The 1,518-nt window shown below is 40.8% G+C and carries 1 protein-coding gene; it reads right to left on the bottom strand.

The genetic code is table 11. The features are described from left to right. On the bottom strand, positions 1–1,310 hold a 1,310-nt coding region (gene abc-f, locus ACJMNB_RS05415), incomplete at its 3' end, for a ribosomal protection-like ABC-F family protein (RefSeq protein ID WP_405339742.1). Between the last annotated feature and the right edge of the window lie 208 nt (positions 1,311–1,518).

Below are 1,518 nucleotides of genomic sequence, written 5' to 3'. Positions count from 1 at the left end.
GCTTGTTCACAAAGGCTTTTTGCTATCAACACTTTTTTCTTTTGTCCCGCCGAAAAATCTTCCATTTTCTTTTCAAACTGTATTCGTGAAAAATCCATTTTCCGTAAGATTGCCTTAAACAAACTTTCATCAACACGATTGGCTTCCGCAAACTCTGATAACGAACCGTTCAGCATAGAAGTATCTTGAGGTACATAGGACAATATCATGCCAGAACCTATTGCAACTGTCCCACGATGTTCTATTTGTTGCCCGACCAGTAGCTTTAGAAGGCTCGTTTTCCCAGAACCATTTTTTCCATCAAGGGCAATGCGCTCTCCCTGTTTTACTGTAAACGAGATTGGCTGGCAGACATTTTTGCCGTCAAAAATCGGTACAACATCAGAGAAAGTCACTAAGGTATCTGAAAAATAGAGAAGCGGAGCTATTTTCAAATCTTCTACGGTTTCCAAATTTTTGAGAAGGCCGGACTTTTCCTCGATTGCACGTTGCTGCCGCACTTTGATAGCCTTTGAGCGTTTCATCATTTTGGCAGATTTGTGACCAATATACCCTCGGTCAACCGGGCCGTTCCCATATTTTGACGCTTCAATTCGGTCTGACCAGACAGAAGTTCTTTTAGCGGCCTTTTGCATATTATCAATGCTTTTTTTCAGCTTCACATTTTGAGAGAGTTCAAATTCTTGTTGACGCTGGAAGTTGGTGAACCAAGTAGAAAAATTTCCACTTTGCACTTCGATGTTTGACCGATTGATCGACAGGATATGGTCAACACAGCCATCTAAAAAACAGCGATCATGAGAGACTAAGATAAATCCCTTTTTCCGTTTCAGGTATGCTGAAACAGTTTCTCTGGCTTTCATATCCAAATGGTTTGTCGGTTCATCAATCAGTAAAAAGTGTCCATCATTCAGAAATAGAGCGGCAAGCAGCACCTTGGTCTGCTCTCCATTGGAAAGCGTAAAAAATGGCCTCCAAAGTACATCATCACGGACTTCCAGGTAGGATAGTTCTCTCAACAGCTCCCACTCTTCCGCCAGCGGGCAGACTTCCGAGAGAATATCCGTAGTTAATCTGTTTTTGTCGTTCACAGGATATGGAAAGTAATCAAATTGCACAGAGGCTTGTATTTTCCCGTGGTATTCGTACTTTCCAAGCAAGAGATTTAGAAAAGTTGTTTTCCCTCTACCGTTTCTTCCAACAAACCCAAGTTTCCAATCTGTATCAATTTGAAAATTGACATTTTCAAAAATGTTATCATAGCTGGATGGATAGGCAAAGGTAAGGTTCTCGACTCGGATCATCGACATATCGCATTCCTCCTTTATTCCGGGGATAAAGAACATAAAATAAGAGCTGCAAGAAAGTCAATTCTTGCAGCTCGTCACAGCATAATAGTACCACCCCTATCAAGAGTGATACACCTACGATATATCGAGTGAATAGACTTTTAACTTTCTTGCAATGGGTACAATGGTACTGTAAAACACAGTATCACTGTATATTCCAATTTATTTG

Origin of the sequence: Fibrobacter sp., from assembly GCF_045131395.1 — a bacterium.
Classification (GTDB): domain Bacteria; phylum Fibrobacterota; class Fibrobacteria; order Fibrobacterales; family Fibrobacteraceae; genus Fibrobacter.
The sequence above is the reverse complement of the archived record's forward strand: the minus strand, read 5'-3'. Positions and strand labels throughout refer to the sequence as shown.